Genomic DNA, 15725 nt, shown 5'->3' with positions numbered 1-15725 from the left:
GGGAACTGCCAGGCATCCAATTTTGTGTGCTGATATGGCTCAGTTGGTAGAGCGCACCCTTGGTAAGGGTGAGGTCCCCAGTTCGACTCTGGGTATCAGCACCAGATAAAAACATGATTTCGGTATAAAAGAATTTGCCTGGCGGCAATAGCGCGGTGGTCCCACCTGACCCCATGCCGAACTCAGAAGTGAAACACCGTAGCGCCGATGGTAGTGTGGGGTCTCCCCATGCGAGAGTAGGGAACTGCCAGGCATCAAATCAAGCGAAAGGCCATCCTCACGGATGGCCTTTTTGCGTTAGTAAACTCTGAAATACCGATCAGACTTAGGGTAAAAGATGCGGTGATAGCTGAACCTGCGTGAAAGAATCAAAAAAGCCATCCTGGCAGATGGCTTTATAACACCGGGGTAACGCGACAATCACTATTCAGTGTCTGATGGGCGTTTAAGGGGCCGTTGTGTTGACCTTCATTTCAAGATCACCAAAATAGCGCTGTTTAATTTTTTCCCATTGTCCGTCAGCCATAATTTTCTTTATCCCCTGGTTTATCAGAGCCTGTGTCGGGGCGTCACCCTGACGAATGCCATATGCCGATCCCGCGCTGAACAGTTTGTCATCGGTGACCTCTGGCCCCAACAGTGCAAAGTCTTTACCGGCCGGTTTATTCAGGAAGCCGTAGGTCACTGCGGCTCCGGGTACCAGAGAACCATCCAGACGGCCCGCTTCCAGATCCTGATAAATTGAGTCCTGATCCGGATAGGTCACCACATCAATCCCTTTAGGTATCCAGTACTGGCGAGCGTACATTTCCTGGATTGATCCCTGAAGGACGCCAATATGTTTACCCTGCAAAGAGGCGACATCCGGCAATAATCCGCTGTTCTTACGGGCAACCAGCTTAGAAGGAGCGTGGTAGAGGTAATCACTGAACGCTATTGATTTTTTTCGTTTGATAGTTGCCCCGAGCGGAGAGATAAAATCGACTTTTTTAGAAATTAACGCCGGAATCTCTGCATCAAAACTGGTGATGACATAGGTGCATTTAACCTGAACTGCCTCGCAGATCGCGTTAGTCAGGTCGATTTCGAACCCGGCAGGATTTCCTGAAGAATCACGAAACTGGAACGGGGGATAAGACAGATCTGCAGCGACCCGTAAGGTCTTCTCAGCAGCAAAACTGCTGGTGCTGAGTAATAAAGCACAACTGGCTGCCAGCAGCAGAGCGGTTTTCATGTGCAATCTCCGGTAATTAAACGTTATTTTTCTGCCAGTGACTAAATTCATCACGTACTGACTGTAAATGGTGAGACTGCTGCAAATCGCTGGCAGTCATCGCCAGAGCTTTTGCTGCATCCAGCATGGCGGTAATTCCCTGTTCAGAACCCGCCGCCAGGGCAAATTCCGGAGTGTGTGGGCGAACATCACCAATCCTCAGGTAGGGGTGGATGGCCGCCGTTAACTGACTGACGTTACCGATATCCGATGAACCAACCCCACCCTGTTCCGGCGGATTTTCGACGGTCAGTCCTAACAATGCCAGATTGTCAGCAAATAACCCAGCCAGCGCCTGGTTATTGTTTCGTTCGGCATAGGTGAGTCCTTCCTCTATTTCGAGTCTGGCGCCGGTCATCATTGCTGCGCCATTAGCCACCGCGAAGACCTTCTGTTTGACCTGTTCCAGCCCTGCCCGGGTGGCGGCGCGCAACAGGAAACAGGTTTCGGCATATTCAGGAACAATATTAGTCGCGCTGCCACCGTGGGTGATAATCCCATGAACCCGTACGTCATCAGTGAACAACTGACGCATAGCATTAATACCGTTGAAAGTATGGATCACTGCATCCAGAGCGCTGATCCCCAAATGTGGTGCAGATGCCGCATGTGCTGCCTTGCCATAGAATTTAAAACAGGTATCGACACAGGCCAGAGCACCACGGACAGCCATATTTTTTTCCCGCGGATGGAACATCATTACAGCGTCCACTCCGTCAAAAACCCCGGCATTGGCCATAATAATCTTACCGCCACCTTCTTCTTCTGCCGGTGTACCGATAACTTCAACCGTTCCGCTGAATTGCGGACAAGCCTGTACAAATGCCAACGCCGCGGTCACCGAAGCGGTACCAATCAGATTATGTCCGCAGGCGTGTCCCAGTCCCTGAAGGGCGTCGTATTCGGCCAGAAAGGCGATATGTGGACCGGCTTTACCGGAATTGAGTGTTGCACGAAAGGCCGTATCCAGTCCTGCTACTGACTGCTTTACAGAAAAGCCTGCTGCCTGTAGTGGTGCTATCAATCGTGCTGCAGACTGATGTTCCTGGAAACTTAGCTCCGGATTAGCATGTATCTCTTTCGCCAGCTCACCCATCTCACCAGCCAACTGGTCGACGGATAAAATTATTTTATCTTTTATATCACTCACAGTGCTGCCATCCTGAATACTCCGGTTCTGTCGCCCATTGATCACCAAATCGTTAGAGTACAGGTATATCCTTGTCACAGACAAAATCCCAATTCGGATTTTTTATTAAGCAGCGATACTATAATAAAATTATTTTATGATAATGATGTCGATGTTAAGAGGTGACTGATGAACGAGAAAGACTGGTTAATTATCGCAACTGTCTGGCATCAACAGAATATTACCCGGGCAGCCCGGCAGCTTTATCTGACTCAACCCGCACTCAGCTATCGTCTGAAGCAGATTGAACAGAAACTCTCGATTCAGTTATTCGAAGGCAGCGGGCGCAAACTGGTATTCAGCGAACAGGGGCGCTATCTGGCAGAACATGCCACGAAAATGCTGACAGAATCACAACAGCTCCGGCAGACACTTCAGGCACTGCGTCATCCGGGACCGGGAGAGTTACGACTGGGTGTCACCAGTAACTATGCGGCCTATTGCCTGCCGGAAATACTGGCTGGTTTTTGCCGACAACACAGTGATCTGCACGTCAGCGTGGTGAGCGGGCTGAGCAAAGAGATGTATGAAAAACTTCGGCGTGATGAAATTGATATTGCGGTCACCAAAGATGATTATGGCTGGAAAGAACAAAAGCGCCTGATCCGTAAAGATCAGTATCAGCTGATCAGTGCGAAACCGATCGATATGGAATTGCTCCCTCAGTTACCGCAGATCTATATTAATCATGGCGGTCATACTGCGCAGTTGATCGAGCGGTGGTGGAACGCGCATTACCGGCTGTCACCCAGGATTGCTATGCAGGTTGATAAACTCGAAGTCTGCCTGGCCATGGTGGTCCATGGGTTAGGATATGCCATTATTTCCGGGTATCAGCCGCTGCCTGATTCGTTATTTTGTCAGTCACTGAGTCTGGAAGGCAATGGTGCTGACAGTTGTACCTGGCTGCTTTACAGGCAACAGAGTGAGCTGAATCCGGCGCAACAAGCGTTCATTGAATTATTTTCAGAATTAAGCTGAAAGATTTTCATCATCGGCCGATCAGTATCGACTTTTCAGGCACTACACGTTAATCTTGGCTATCTGGATGTCTAAACGTTTATATGGTTAATTGAGGTGTCAGGTAATGCCAATCAGAGTGCCGGATGATTTACCCGCAGTTAATTTTCTACGAAATGAAAATGTGTTTGTAATGACCTCGTCCCGTGCGTTGGTCCAGAATATCCGGCCGTTAAAAATCTTAATCCTTAACCTGATGCCGAAAAAAATCGAAACTGAAAATCAGTTTCTGCGGCTGCTGTCTAACTCACCACTTCAGTTAGATATCCAGCTGTTACGGATCGATAATCGTGAATCACGAAATACCCCGGCAGAACATCTGGATACTTTTTATTGTAATTTTTCCGATATCCAGCATGAAAACTATGACGGTCTGATTGTGACCGGGGCTCCCCTGGGATTAGTAGATTTTGATGATGTCGCTTACTGGCCGCAAATTCGTGAAGTATTGCACTGGGCTAAAGACCATGTCACATCGACACTGTTTGTCTGTTGGGCGGTTCAGGCTGCGCTGAATATTTTGTATGGGTTACCTAAAATGACCCGTGAACAGAAGTTATCCGGAGTGTATGAGCACAGTGTGGTCCAGCCGCATGCGTTGCTGACCCGTGGATTTGATGATCAGTTCCTCGCCCCGCATTCACGGTATGCTGATTTTCCGACCGATATCATCCAGAATAATACAGATCTGGATGTGTTTGCAGTGTCTGAGCAGACAGGAGCCTATCTGATGGCCAGCCGTGACAAACGGCTGGTATTTGTCACCGGTCATCCGGAATACAATGCCGATACCCTGGCGGGTGAATATTTAAGAGATATTGGCGCGGGTATTGACTCACCGTTACCCTATAATTATTTTCCCGGCAATAATCCGCATCTGACCCCAAAAGCCAGCTGGCGTAGTCACGGCAACCTGCTGTTTTCCAACTGGCTTAACTATTATGTCTACCAGATCACGCCATATGATCTGAAGCATATGACACCGACACTGGAATAATCTTTAAGGTCCGGGCAGCTTAATCGCTGTCGCGGGCCAGAATTTCGTCGATAGTTTTCCGATGCTGTACCGTAAATTCCGGACTGTTCAGGGCAGCCACGGCATCGTCAATTTGCCGGGTTTTACTGGCGCCAATCAGTACCGATGTCACTAAGTCGTCCCGCAACAGCCATGCTTGTGCCATCTGGGCGAGACTCTGACCACGTTCAATTGCCAGAGCATTGAGCTGATGAATAATAGCCAGTTTTGCCTCGTTTAAGCGTTCACGGGTGAGGAACGGACTGTTACCCGCCATCCTTGAATCTGCAGGAATTCCCTGTAAATAGCGATCACTGAGTAAACCACCGGCCAGTGGTGAATAGGCGATACAGCCGACACCTTTTTGTTGCAAAGTACGGAGTAACCCTTGCTCAGGTTGGCGTTGAAACATCGAATATCTTGTCTGATGAATGAGGCAGGGGATTCCTTGCTGTTCCAGCATCTCAATAGCACGTGCTGCCAGCTCATCCGGGTAATTTGAAATACCGATATAAAGAGCTTTACCCTGAAGAACAATGTCAGCCAGAGCCCCGACAGTTTCACTGAGAGGGGTATCGGTATCCGGACGGTGATGGTAGAAAATATCCACATAGTCCAGCCCCATTCGTTTCAGGCTTTGATTGAGGCTGGCTATCAGATACTTGCGGGAACCCCAGTCACCGTAAGGGCCTGGCCACATGGTATAGCCGGCTTTGGTGGAGATAATCAGTTCATCACGCCAGGTATGTAGATCCTGTTTCAGAATCCGTCCAAAGCAGCTTTCTGCCGCCCCCGGCGGAGGACCATAATTGTTAGCCAGGTCGAAGTGAGTAATCCCCTTGTCAAAGGCATGTAACACTAACTCTCTGCCACTGTTGCCGGGGGTTTCTTCCCCGAAATTGTGCCAAAGTCCCAGAGATACGCGCGGCAACAGCAGGCCGCTCGCACCACAGCGGGCATAAGTCATACCTTCGTAGCGTTGATTATCAGGTTGATAGATCATGGCAAGTTCTCCGTCACTTAGGGGGAATAGACGAGCATCGCGGTGAGCTTTACCCGCACTCGATCGTAGAGGGTTCAGTTAATCTCCACATCAACACACAGGGCATCATAACGCCAGTATTCATAATCGCAGTCTATCACCTGGCGGTGTTGGTTCTGGTTGATCCGGGTAATACAAATACCAGGACTGCCGGAAGCGACATTCAGTGCCGGAGCAGAAAACGCCGGTAACGGACCAGGTAACACCGTAAAACGTACCCCGCCGTAGCGTATGTTATACAGTTTTTCATACAGTTCGGTCAGTGATCGGGTCAGGTCTTCCTGCAACAGACCAGGAAAAAAGGCCGGATTAAGATAATGTTCAACATACAGGACCGCCCGGCCATCGATGCGCCTTAGACGACGGATGCAGTAAAGATTGTCTCCCTGGGCGACTGACAGTTGTTGTGCCAGCAGGGGAGTAGCCGCGATTTCGCTGGCACTGATAACTTCGGTTTGAGCTTCGCGGCCTTGAAGTGCAGCCATTTCATGGAAGTGACTGCGTAGTAACGGGTTATAAACCAGCCGGGGGGGCGCAATAAACCAGCCACGGCGCAGTTCCCGATAGATTTTTCCGCGGGCTTCCAGAAGTGCGAGTGCTTCACGTAAGGTGATTCGGGTGGTGGAATATTCTTCACTCAACCGTCGTTCCGCAGGTAGTCGGCCCTGACTAAACTCACCACTATTCAACCGATTAAGTAATGATTCCGCGATCATATCGACAGTTTTTATGCTGCTGGTGGTCACGTGTCAGCCCCATATTGGTGCAAATCTGCACTCACTGAATTCATTGTAGTAACCAAAGTCAGGCGAAAACACCGACATAGTCAGTTAATCCTGCCCGCAGAGTATTGTAAAAATCCAGATATCACAACGCTGTCATAAAATTTTCATACGATGTCGATACATTGGCTTAGATTTTGCTGGACTAGACCAGTGTCCTTTAACCTAATCGCAGGAGCCCGACATGAAAGCTAGTATTTTAACTCTCTTATCCGCTGCCATTTTTGTAGCTCTGCCGGCAGCACATGCGGCAGATACAAGCCTTGCTGCGCTGGAAAAAGCAGCACGTAGTGAAGGACAGGTCAACAGTGTGGGGATGCCTGACAGCTGGGCCGACTGGAAAGACACATGGCATGACATCACCACCAAATACGGTATTAAACACACCGATACCGATATGTCGTCAGCTCAGGAGCTGGCGAAGTTCGCTGCTGAGAAAGAGAACGCCAGTGCTGATATCGGGGATGTCGGCGCAGCCTTTGGTCCGATAGCCGTCGCGAGGGGACTGGCTCAGCCTTACAAACCTACGCACTGGGACCAGGTGCCAGACTGGGCGAAAGATCAACAGGGTAACTGGATGCTGGCTTACACCGGTACCATCGCGTTTCTGGTCGATAAACAGCAGGTTAAGAATATTCCACATAGCTGGGCCGATCTGAAAAAAGGTAAGTATGTGGTCACTATTGGCGATGTAGGTGTGGCTGCTCAGGCTGCCAACGGCGTGCTGGCGGCAAACTATGCGCTGGGAGGCACCGAAAAAGACCTGACACCGGCGCTAAAATTCTTTGGTGAACTGGCGAAAGAAGGTCGCCTGGGTCTGACCGATCCTGTTATTGCCAACATCGAAAAAGGCGAGATTCAGGTGGCGGTGGTCTGGGACTTTAATGGTCTGAACTACCGCGATCAGATTGATAAAAACCGTTACGAGGTAGTGATCCCGTCCGACGGTTCAGTGACCTCCGGTTACACCACCATCATTAACAAATATGCCAAGCACCCGAACGCCGCCAAACTGGCCCGTGAATATATTTTCTCTGATGCGGGACAGATCAATCTGGCCCGGGGTTATGCCCGTCCGATTCGCGCTCAGTACATCAAATTACCTGCTGACGTTCAGGCCAAACTGTTGCCAGCCGCTGAATATAAAAATGCCCGTCCAATTAAAGATCAGGCTGCCTGGGATAAATCTTCCAAACAGTTACCAGCGCTGTGGCAGCAGGACGTAATGATCAATATGCAGCAGTAAGTCTTTAGAAGTCATGAGGTAAATGATGAAAACAATCCTGGTGGTACTTGATGGTCTGAGTGATGTGGTGGCTGAGCATGCTATGGGTTATCTGCATGCTGAATGTGCGCAGGGTCATGGTCAGTATTATCCCATGCACTGTGAATTACCGTCACTGTCACGGCCATTATACGAGTGTATTCTGACCGGTGTTCCGCCGGTGCTTAGCGGGATAATTCATAACGGGGTAAACCGCCTGAGCAACCAGCGTAGCATCTTCCATTATGCACGGGCAGCCGGTTTGCGAACTGCGGCGGCTGCCTACCACTGGGTGAGTGAGCTATACAACCGCAGTCCTTACGATGCTGTTCGTGATCGTCATACCCGGGACGAAGCGTTGCCGATTCAGTTCGGCCATTTCTATTCCGACGATGGTTATCCGGATTCTCATTTGTTTGAAGATGCCGAGAGCCTGCGCCGGTTACATAATCCTGATTTTCTTCTGATTCATCCAATGAATGTCGATGATGCCGGGCATAAATTCGGTCTTAATTCCTCTCAGTATCGTAACCGTGCACGAATGGCGGATGGCTATTTATCACACTGGATGCCCGGCTGGTTGCAGGAAGGCTACCAGGTCATAGTGACAGCTGATCATGGTATGAACGATGACCGTTCACATGGTGGCACCTTACAGGAAGAAGTCCGTGTTCCGTTGTTCGTGTTTGGAGATGCATTTTCTAAACAGAGCGGACTAAAGCCACGTCAGACAGAACTCTGCGGATCAGTCTGTGAGATTCTTGGGGTAGTGCATGATAAACCGGTGTGCCGGGCGCTGTTGTCAACAGCCGCGGGGGCGGGGGAATGAAAGGTAAGCGGATAGCTCTGTTATGGTTACTGCCTTTTGCGGTGTTTTATATCGCTTTTCAGGTAGCCCCACTGGTGTGGGTCGCCGGCAACAGTTTCTGGAGTGATGTTAACAGCCGCTGGGGTCTGGATAACTACCATGACATTCTGACTTCACCCTTTTATCAGCAGGCACTGCGGTTCTCGCTGGATATCTCTTTCTGGTCAAGCTGTTACGGATTAATTATTTCGCTGGTGGCAGGGTATTCATTGCATCAGTTGGGTAACGGGCGTTTCCATCGTTTTATGATGTCGTTCACTAATATGACCAGTAACTTTGCCGGAGTCCCTCTGGCATTTGCCTTTATTATTTTACTGGGGCTTAACGGTTGCCTGACGCTGTTAATGCGGCACCTCGGGATGGGCAACGGATTTCGGTTGTTCTCGCGTGACGGAATGATCCTGATATATACCTGGTTTCAGATTCCTCTCGGAGTATTGCTGCTGTTTCCGGCATTTGAAGGTCTGAAAAAAGACTGGCAGGAATCTGCCGCCTTGCTCGGTGCCGGACGCTGGAGTTACTGGCGTTTAATTGCCTTACCGGTGCTTTCTCCGGCATTACTCGGCACCTTTGTGATCCTGCTGGCAAATGCTTTAGGGGCCTATGCCACTATCTACGCGCTGACCAGTGGGAACTTTAATGTGGTTCCGGTAAGGATTGCGGCGCTGGTGTCCGGCGATATCTCCCTCGATCCGTATATGGGTAGCGCGTTAGCTATGTTGCTGGTAGTGCTGCTGACGGTAATCACTGTGGTACAGCAGTACCTGGTTCGCCGTAGTTACTTAACCGCTAAACGTTCCTGAAGGGAGTCACTATGTCCCGGGCCGAAAATATTTATCATCGGGTTATCAGCAGCTTGTTACTGATAATCCTTGCTCTGCCACTGGTCGCAACCTTGCTGTACGCCCTGTCACGTGAATGGAGCGATACGGTGTTGCCGCAGGGGCTGACACTCTCCTGGTTTATCCAGCTATGGCAAGACCCGCGCTTTATTGCTGCGCTGGGACACTCATTACTGATCTGTATCGGAGCATTACTGTTTTCTTTACTGCTGGTACTGCCTGCAATGTTTGTGATTGCTTACTATTACCCGAAGCTCGACGGGGTTATGAATGTACTGATCCTGATGCCATTTGCTGTTCCACCGGTGGTCTCTTCTGTCGGATTACTGCAACTTTACTCCTCTGAACCGTTGATGCTGACTGGTTCACCGTGGATTCTGATCGGCTGTTATTTCACTATTGCACTGCCGTTTATCTACCGGGCGATTTCTAACAATATTCAGTCGGTGAATCTGAAAGAACTGATTGATGCTGCTCACTTATTAGGTGCAGGAACCAGTAAAGCGGCCCTGTTTGTGGTGCTGCCTAACCTGCGCAAAGGCGTGCTGGTGGCTGTACTGCTGTCGTTCTCATTTCTGATTGGTGAGTTTGTATTTGCTAACCTGCTGGTCGGCAGCCGCTATGAGACGTTACAGGTTTATCTCTACAATATGCGCAATGGCAGTGGCCATTTTACCAGCGCATTAGTGATCTCTTACTTTATTGTCATCCTGGTGGTTACCTGGCTGGCCAATCTGCTTAACCGTAAATGAGGCGCACTATGGCCACTCTGAATGTCAGAAAACTGAACAAAAGCTATGGCACGACCCCGGTATTCCACGATATCGACTTTACTGCCAGTGAAGGGGAATTCGTCACTTTGCTGGGGCCCAGCGGTTGCGGTAAATCCACACTATTACGTTGTCTGGCGGGACTGACAGAGGTCGATAGCGGAGAGATCCTGCTGGAAAATAACAACATCGTGAATGTTCCTGTCCAGCAACGCGGTGTCGGCATGGTGTTTCAGAGCTACGCGTTGTTCCCAAATATGACCGTTGAAAAGAACGTAGCATTTGGCCTGAAGATGCAGAAACTATCCACCGGCGAAATCCGCCAGCGGGTAGCTGAAGTACTGGCGCTGGTGGAACTGAATGAGTTTGCCTCGCGTTATCCTCATCAGCTCTCTGGTGGACAGTGCCAGCGTGTGGCTCTGGCCCGTTCTCTGGTGACCCGGCCAAAGCTGTTGTTACTGGATGAACCTCTGTCGGCGCTGGATGCCCGCATCCGTCGCCATCTGCGTGATCAAATTCGTCTCATACAAAAGGAACTGAAGCTGACGACGATCTTCGTGACGCATGATCAGGAAGAAGCACTGACCCTGTCAGACCGTATCGTTCTGATGAATAAAGGTAAGATTGTGCAAAACGGAGCGGCGGAAGATCTGTATACTCAGCCGGCAGATTTGTTTGCCGCAGGCTTTATCGGCAACTACAATTTGTTAACAGCCGAACAGGCTAAGCAATTGACCGGACAATCATTCAGTTCTCATGTAGCGATTCGCCCCGAAACGCTTCGGTTTTGCCAGACTGGCCAGGGATTATCCGCCCGCATCCTCAGCAGCAGCCTGCTGGGGAATGTGATACGTTACCGCGTCGAGTGCCAGGGAGTTGATCTTTCTGTGGATATCCTCAACCACAGTCACAATGATCTCTATCCTGCAGGCCAGCAGTTGGGGCTGCAACTGGATCTCTCCGCAGTACGCCAGGTCGCCTGAACAGGAAACAGTGAAGGTTTCACTTTGCGATGCCGAAGTTAAGGTGTCATCACCCGATTGTCCGGTACGGCTGGCCGATATGATCAAGTATCGCTGGCCGGAGGAGGAAGAGTACGGACTTTCTGCCAACAGGATGGAGAGTGTGATGGAGAAGGAGCAACCTTAACGTGTTAACTTTACTTAATTTATTATCGGCCGTCGCTTTGCTGGTCTGGGGGACACATATTGTCCGTACCGGGATTATGCGGGTGTATGGTGCCGACCTGCGGCGCGTCATTAGTCGCAGTGTTGAAAAAAAACCATTGGCTTTTCTGGCCGGTATTGGTGTGACTGCACTGGTACAAAGTAGTAACGCGACGACCTTACTGGTCACCTCATTTGTTTCTCAGAATCTGATGAGCCTCACCCCGGCGTTGGTCGTGGTGCTGGGCGCAGATGTCGGGACCGCATTGATGGCCCGGATTCTGACGTATGATCTCTCCTGGTTATCGCCACTGTTTATTTTCGTCGGGGTGATTTTTTTCCTCAGCCGTAAACAGACAAGGCTGGGCCAGATAGGTCGTACCGGAATTGGCCTGGGACTGATTCTGCTGGCGCTGCAACTGATTGTACAGGCTTCACACCCTATCACTCAGGCTGCCGGGGTTCAGGTGCTGTTCTCCTCTCTGACTGGCGATATTATTCTGGATGCGCTGGTGGGGGCCGTGTTTGCGATTATCAGTTATTCCAGTCTGGCTGCAGTGCTGATCACTGCAACGCTGACGGCCACTGATGTGATTTCGTTCAAAGTTGCACTCTGTCTGGTGATTGGCGCCAACTTTGGCAGTGGACTGCTGGCAATGATCAACAACAGCCGGTCAAACGCTGCCGGTAAACGGGTTGCCCTGGGTAGCCTGCTGTTTAAGCTGATTGGCTGCGTGATTATCCTGCCGTTTGTGAATCTGATTGCCAGCGGGTTAGCTCATGTTCCCATGAGCGACGCTGAGCTGGTGATTTCGTTCCATGTTTTCTACAACGTGATCCGCTGTATTGCTCTGGTGCCGTTTAGCGGGACAATGGCGAAACTGTGTACGCGGTTGATCAGTGATGATGTGGAAACTGATCAGCGTCTGAAGCCCAAACATCTGGACTACACTGCTCTGGATACGCCTGCTCTGGCACTGGTGAATGCTGCCCGTGAAACCCTGCGAATTGGGGATGTGATCGAACAGATGCTGGAAACACTGACCAAAGTACTGCACGGCGAAGTACGTGAAGACCGAAATATTCGCAGACTGGATGATGATGTCGACGTGTTATATACCGCCATCAAACTCTATCTGGCGCAGATGCCGAAAGAAGACCTGGCGGAGCAGGAATCACGGCGTTGGGCGGAAATTATCGATCTGGCACTGAATCTTGAACAGGCTGGCGATATTATTGAAAGAATGTCTGCGGATGTGGCAGCGAAATCGCTGGCGGCACACCGGCCATTCTCTGCCGACGGCGTACAGGAACTGGAGACCCTTCAGGAGCAGTTGCTAAACAATTTACATCTGAGTTTGTCGGTGTTCATTTCGCGGGATATGCCTACCGCAAAACGGCTGCGTCGTGCTAAGCACCGTTTCCGGATACTTAATCAGCGCTATTCGCTGGCGCATGTTAATCGTCTTCATCAGCAAAATGTACAGAGCATTGAAACCAGCTCATTACATCTTGGTTTGTTAGGGGATATGAAACGTCTGAATTCGTTGTTCTGTGCGGTGGCTTACAGTGTACTGGAACAACCGCAAGAGGATGAGCATCGCGATTAATGCCACAGGAGATGCCGGATTCACCGGCATCTCTTTATCGACGATTATTTCTTTTTAATCGGTTTACCTGACCAGTAGCCCGAAAGCAGTGAACCCGACAGGTTATGCCATACTGAGAACAGAGCCCCCGGCAGGGCTGCAAGTGGGGTAAAATAAATTTTCCCCAGTGTGGCAGCCAGACCAGAATTTTGCATTCCGACTTCCAGCGCCAGTGTACGACAGGTCGATTCATCAAAGCCGAACAGCTTGCCTCCCCAGTATCCCCCCAGTAACCCGATAGCGTTATGCATAATGACTGCGGCAATGACCATCAGTCCCACCGAACCGATAAACGACTGACTACCTGCCACCACGGCACTGATAATCAGCAAAATGCACAGCATCGAAAACGCCGGCAGATAAGGCTCGACCTTTTTCACCAGTGAGGTCAGGCTATGGTGAACAATCAGTCCGAGCCCGATTGGGATCAGCACTATTTTTACAATACTCCACAGCATACCAGCGACATCCACCTGGATATGGGTATCAACGTACAGCCGGGTCAGCAGTGGGGTAGCGAACACACCGACCAGAGCAGACACTGATGAAATAGTGACTGATAACGCGACATCACCTTTAGCCAGATAAATCATTACGTTAGAAGCAGTACCACTGGCAACACTTCCGACCAGAATCATCCCGGCGGCCAAATCAGGGGGCATATGAAACAGTTTTGCCAAACCCCAGGCAGCCAGCGGCATCACGAAATAGTGCAGAAATGTACCGGCAATGACGGGGGCCGGGCGGGTAAGCACCCGCTTAAAGTCATCGATATTCAGCGTCACGCCCATGCCGAACATGATAAGCATCAGTAATTCACTGACCCAGGGACCGACAGGCAGAAATGTGCCCGGAGAGTAGTAGGCTGCAACGGACAACAGGATCGCCCAAAGCGGGAACAGGCGGGTGATTTTGGCGAGCATAGCCAGAATTCCTTATTATTTTAACTAAAGGTTATACGCATGATTGCCACAGAAAACATGCTACAAGGGTACTTACAGATGAAAATTTATCATAACATTTCGATCTGGTGACAACAGAGGGCAGGCAAAACTTCAGCGTATGTGCTTTGAATAGCGGTAAAAGCAGTGAATTATCAGGCGAATGCCGGAAAGGGCAGCGTATGGTCCAGTGAACGATGCAGGCCGCAGAGTATCCCCACGGCCTGCCGGTGAGGAATTATTCGAAAATATGCTGATGCAGGGTACGAACGGCAAACTCGGCGTCGTTACCCGGAACCAGGAAACACAGATTATAGCTACTGGCGCCGTAACAGATCATCCGTAGATTAAACTGCTCCATGACTCCGAACACCGCTTTGCCAATACCGCGGGCATGGGCCAGATGGTTGCCAATCAGCGCGACCAGCGCCAGATTTTCTTCCACTTCTACCCGACACAGTGAAGACAGCTCTGTCAGCAATCCCTGGGTCAGCAGGCTGCCCTGATGAGTGGATGAGCCGGTGGTATCCAGCGTCAGAGCGACACTGACTTCCGAGGTGGTAATCAGGTCTACCGAAATATTATGCCGTGCCAGGATGGCAAACACCTCAGCCAGAAAGCCTCGCGCATGTAACATATTCAGGCTATGCAGAGTCAGCAGAGTCTGGTTACGGCGCAGTGTGACCGCGCGGAATAGCGGTTGTTGTTTGGTCTGATTGTAAACGATGGTGCCACCGGCATCCGGGGCCTTACTTGACCCGACAAATACAGGAATACCGTTTCTGACCGCAGGCAACAAGGTCGCGGGATGCAGAACTTTGGCTCCGAACGTGGCCATTTCGGCGGCTTCTTCGAAGGTAATTTCGTCGATTCGTCTGGCTTCGGGCACAATGCGCGGGTCGGTAGTATAGATGCCCTGAACATCGGTCCAGATATCAATGCGCTGAGCTTTTAAGGCTTCACCCAATAACGCTGCAGTATAGTCGCTGCCGCCCCGGCCAAGAGTGGTGGTCAGACCGCTCTCTTCACGACCGATAAATCCCTGGGTAATCACCAGAGACTGGCTAACCAGTGGAAGCAGTGATGCCTGAGACAACTCTGCGACTGCTGCCACATCCGGTTCGGCATGCCCAAAACGGTCACTGGTGCGCATCACTTTGCGTACATCAAACCACTGAACAGGGACATCCCGTTCACGGACGATTTCGGTAAACAGCAAGGTGGATAACAGTTCACCGTGACTGACTAATTCATCTGTCAGTTCGGCAGAAGGGCTGAGGGCTGCTTTATCTGCCAGCAGAGAAACATTGTCCAGAATCCGCGCAATTTCTTCACGGATCACTGTGGCTGCACGAAGTTTATCCACAATGGCATACTGAATATGGCCGAGCTTTTCCAGTAATTGCTGACGCCCTTCGGCTGGCTGTCCTTCAGCCAGCGAAACCAGCAAATTGGTCACGCCGGCAGATGCAGAAAGCACCACCAGTTTAACGTCAGAACGGGATAATACGATATCAGCGCTACGGTTCATTGCTTCGAAATCAGCAACGCTGGTTCCGCCAAATTTAGCAACGATTAATGCGGATTGGGACATTCAGAACAGCCTCGTGTCAGGATCTTTAATTCAGCCTTAGCACAAGGGAGAGCGGAAACAGGCAGACTGGTGTGACAGAACAACGAGTCAGCCAGAAGCGCCCCACCTTGATAAACGTTTATTATAAACGCTACGACAGTGACAACCCAGAGGATTCAGCCCCTGTAGTCGACAAACAAACACACCGCATGTTTGCAGCCTCGGCGTCACTCCCCATGGTATGTCGTCAATGGATACGGTTCCTCTGACATACTGCCTGGGTGACGCGCCTCTTCTGGTCTACGTAAAATACGTAAGAACTTCTTTAGAA

At 50.5% G+C, this 15725-nt stretch carries 15 protein-coding genes, 1 tRNA gene, 1 rRNA gene and 1 riboswitch; of the genes, 11 read left to right on the top strand and 6 right to left on the bottom strand.

Annotated features, from left to right (window positions below; genetic code table 11):
* The first annotated feature begins 28 nt into the window (after positions 1-28).
* Both B3Z23_RS05940 and rrf read left to right on the top strand, forming a co-directional pair.
* A tRNA-Thr gene (locus B3Z23_RS05940) sits at positions 29-104 on the top strand.
* Positions 105-137: 33 nt separating this feature from the next.
* Positions 138-253, top strand: a 5S ribosomal RNA gene (rrf, locus tag B3Z23_RS05935).
* Positions 254-445: 192 nt separating this feature from the next.
* Here the strand turns inward: rrf and B3Z23_RS05930 are convergent.
* A complete protein-coding gene (locus B3Z23_RS05930; RefSeq protein WP_294902942.1) occupies positions 446-1234 on the bottom strand; it encodes a transporter substrate-binding domain-containing protein in 789 nt (262 codons plus the stop codon).
* 16 nt (positions 1235-1250) lie between these two features.
* Positions 1251-2423 (bottom strand): M20 family metallopeptidase, encoded by a 1173-nt coding sequence (locus B3Z23_RS05925; protein WP_294902940.1) that lies wholly within the window; start codon positions 2421-2423, stop codon positions 1251-1253.
* Positions 2424-2591: 168 nt separating this feature from the next.
* Between B3Z23_RS05925 and B3Z23_RS05920 the strand changes: the two genes are divergently transcribed.
* Positions 2592-3443: a LysR family transcriptional regulator gene (locus B3Z23_RS05920; RefSeq protein ID WP_294902938.1), complete on the top strand. Its 852-nt coding sequence runs from the start codon at positions 2592-2594 to the stop codon at positions 3441-3443.
* Positions 3444-3549: 106 nt separating this feature from the next.
* Entirely contained in the window at positions 3550-4479 is a 930-nt protein-coding gene (metA, locus tag B3Z23_RS05915; protein ID WP_294902936.1) for a homoserine O-acetyltransferase MetA, read from the top strand.
* 19 nt (positions 4480-4498) lie between these two features.
* Here the strand turns inward: metA and B3Z23_RS05910 are convergent, their stop codons facing one another.
* Positions 4499-5500, bottom strand: coding sequence for an aldo/keto reductase (locus B3Z23_RS05910; protein ID WP_294902934.1), 1002 nt, complete (start codon positions 5498-5500; stop codon positions 4499-4501).
* 74 nt (positions 5501-5574) lie between these two features.
* The gene (locus B3Z23_RS05905; protein WP_414716465.1) at positions 5575-6255 is read right to left on the bottom strand and encodes a UTRA domain-containing protein; all 681 of its coding nucleotides are present in this window, start codon (positions 6253-6255) and stop codon (positions 5575-5577) included.
* Positions 6256-6505: 250 nt separating this feature from the next.
* On the opposite strand from B3Z23_RS05905, the gene B3Z23_RS05900 reads away from it, so the two are divergent.
* The 7 genes from B3Z23_RS05900 to B3Z23_RS05870 are packed head-to-tail and all read left to right on the top strand — an operon-like array spanning position 6506 to position 12841.
* Positions 6506-7567, top strand: coding sequence for an ABC transporter substrate-binding protein (locus B3Z23_RS05900; protein ID WP_294902930.1), 1062 nt, complete (start codon positions 6506-6508; stop codon positions 7565-7567).
* A 25-nt stretch (positions 7568-7592) separates the two neighbouring features.
* The gene (locus B3Z23_RS05895; RefSeq protein WP_294902950.1) at positions 7593-8414 is read left to right on the top strand and encodes an alkaline phosphatase family protein; all 822 of its coding nucleotides are present in this window, start codon (positions 7593-7595) and stop codon (positions 8412-8414) included.
* A complete protein-coding gene (locus tag B3Z23_RS05890) occupies positions 8411-9256 on the top strand; it encodes an ABC transporter permease (RefSeq protein WP_294902928.1) in 846 nt (281 codons plus the stop codon). Before B3Z23_RS05895 ends, B3Z23_RS05890 begins: the two co-directional genes overlap by 4 nt.
* An 11-nt stretch (positions 9257-9267) precedes the next feature.
* Positions 9268-10047, top strand: coding sequence for an ABC transporter permease (locus tag B3Z23_RS05885; RefSeq protein ID WP_294902926.1), 780 nt, complete (start codon positions 9268-9270; stop codon positions 10045-10047).
* Positions 10048-10055: 8 nt separating this feature from the next.
* The gene (locus B3Z23_RS05880; RefSeq protein WP_294902924.1) at positions 10056-11048 is read left to right on the top strand and encodes an ABC transporter ATP-binding protein; all 993 of its coding nucleotides are present in this window, start codon (positions 10056-10058) and stop codon (positions 11046-11048) included.
* A 10-nt stretch (positions 11049-11058) separates the two neighbouring features.
* The gene (locus B3Z23_RS05875; protein WP_294902922.1) at positions 11059-11214 is read left to right on the top strand and encodes a hypothetical protein; all 156 of its coding nucleotides are present in this window, start codon (positions 11059-11061) and stop codon (positions 11212-11214) included.
* 1 nt (position 11215) lies between these two features.
* Positions 11216-12841 carry a Na/Pi cotransporter family protein gene (locus B3Z23_RS05870; RefSeq protein WP_038023864.1) on the top strand — a complete coding sequence of 542 codons (1626 nt, stop codon included), beginning with the start codon at positions 11216-11218 and terminating at the stop codon, positions 12839-12841.
* 44 nt (positions 12842-12885) lie between these two features.
* Here B3Z23_RS05870 and panS read toward each other — a convergent pair whose 3' ends face one another.
* Together panS and lysC are read right to left on the bottom strand one after the other, a co-directional pair.
* On the bottom strand, positions 12886-13803 hold the full coding sequence (panS, locus tag B3Z23_RS05865) for a ketopantoate/pantoate/pantothenate transporter PanS (RefSeq protein WP_294902920.1): 918 nt from the start codon (positions 13801-13803) through the stop codon (positions 12886-12888).
* Positions 13804-14059: 256 nt separating this feature from the next.
* Positions 14060-15415: a lysine-sensitive aspartokinase 3 gene (gene lysC, locus B3Z23_RS05860; RefSeq protein ID WP_294902918.1), complete on the bottom strand. Its 1356-nt coding sequence runs from the start codon at positions 15413-15415 to the stop codon at positions 14060-14062.
* Positions 15416-15502: 87 nt separating this feature from the next.
* A riboswitch (Lysine riboswitch) is annotated at positions 15503-15697 on the bottom strand.
* Positions 15698-15725: the final 28 nt, after the last annotated feature.

This window comes from Tatumella sp. UBA2305 (genome assembly GCF_002345795.1).
Lineage (GTDB): Bacteria > Pseudomonadota > Gammaproteobacteria > Enterobacterales > Enterobacteriaceae > Tatumella > Tatumella morbirosei.
The sequence above is the reverse complement of the archived record's forward strand: the minus strand, read 5'-3'. Positions and strand labels throughout refer to the sequence as shown.

Bases quoted from the DNA above. Each gene is read 5' to 3' on its own strand.
- B3Z23_RS05890 (WP_294902928.1), top strand. From the start codon at position 8,411: ATGAAAGGTAAGCGGATAGCTCTGTTATGGTTACTGCCTTTTGCGGTG.
- B3Z23_RS05920 (WP_294902938.1), top strand. From the start codon at position 2,592: ATGAACGAGAAAGACTGGTTAATTATCGCAACTGTCTGGCATCAACAG.
- B3Z23_RS05880 (WP_294902924.1), top strand. From the start codon at position 10,056: ATGGCCACTCTGAATGTCAGAAAACTGAACAAAAGCTATGGCACGACC.
- lysC (WP_294902918.1), bottom strand. From the start codon at position 15,415: ATGTCCCAATCCGCATTAATCGTTGCTAAATTTGGCGGAACCAGCGTT.
- B3Z23_RS05910 (WP_294902934.1), bottom strand. From the start codon at position 5,500: ATGATCTATCAACCTGATAATCAACGCTACGAAGGTATGACTTATGCC.
- B3Z23_RS05895 (WP_294902950.1), top strand. From the start codon at position 7,593: ATGAAAACAATCCTGGTGGTACTTGATGGTCTGAGTGATGTGGTGGCT.
- B3Z23_RS05905 (WP_414716465.1), bottom strand. From the start codon at position 6,255: ATGATCGCGGAATCATTACTTAATCGGTTGAATAGTGGTGAGTTTAGT.
- metA (WP_294902936.1), top strand. From the start codon at position 3,550: ATGCCAATCAGAGTGCCGGATGATTTACCCGCAGTTAATTTTCTACGA.
- B3Z23_RS05930 (WP_294902942.1), bottom strand. From the start codon at position 1,234: ATGAAAACCGCTCTGCTGCTGGCAGCCAGTTGTGCTTTATTACTCAGC.
- panS (WP_294902920.1), bottom strand. From the start codon at position 13,803: ATGCTCGCCAAAATCACCCGCCTGTTCCCGCTTTGGGCGATCCTGTTG.
- B3Z23_RS05885 (WP_294902926.1), top strand. From the start codon at position 9,268: ATGTCCCGGGCCGAAAATATTTATCATCGGGTTATCAGCAGCTTGTTA.
- B3Z23_RS05900 (WP_294902930.1), top strand. From the start codon at position 6,506: ATGAAAGCTAGTATTTTAACTCTCTTATCCGCTGCCATTTTTGTAGCT.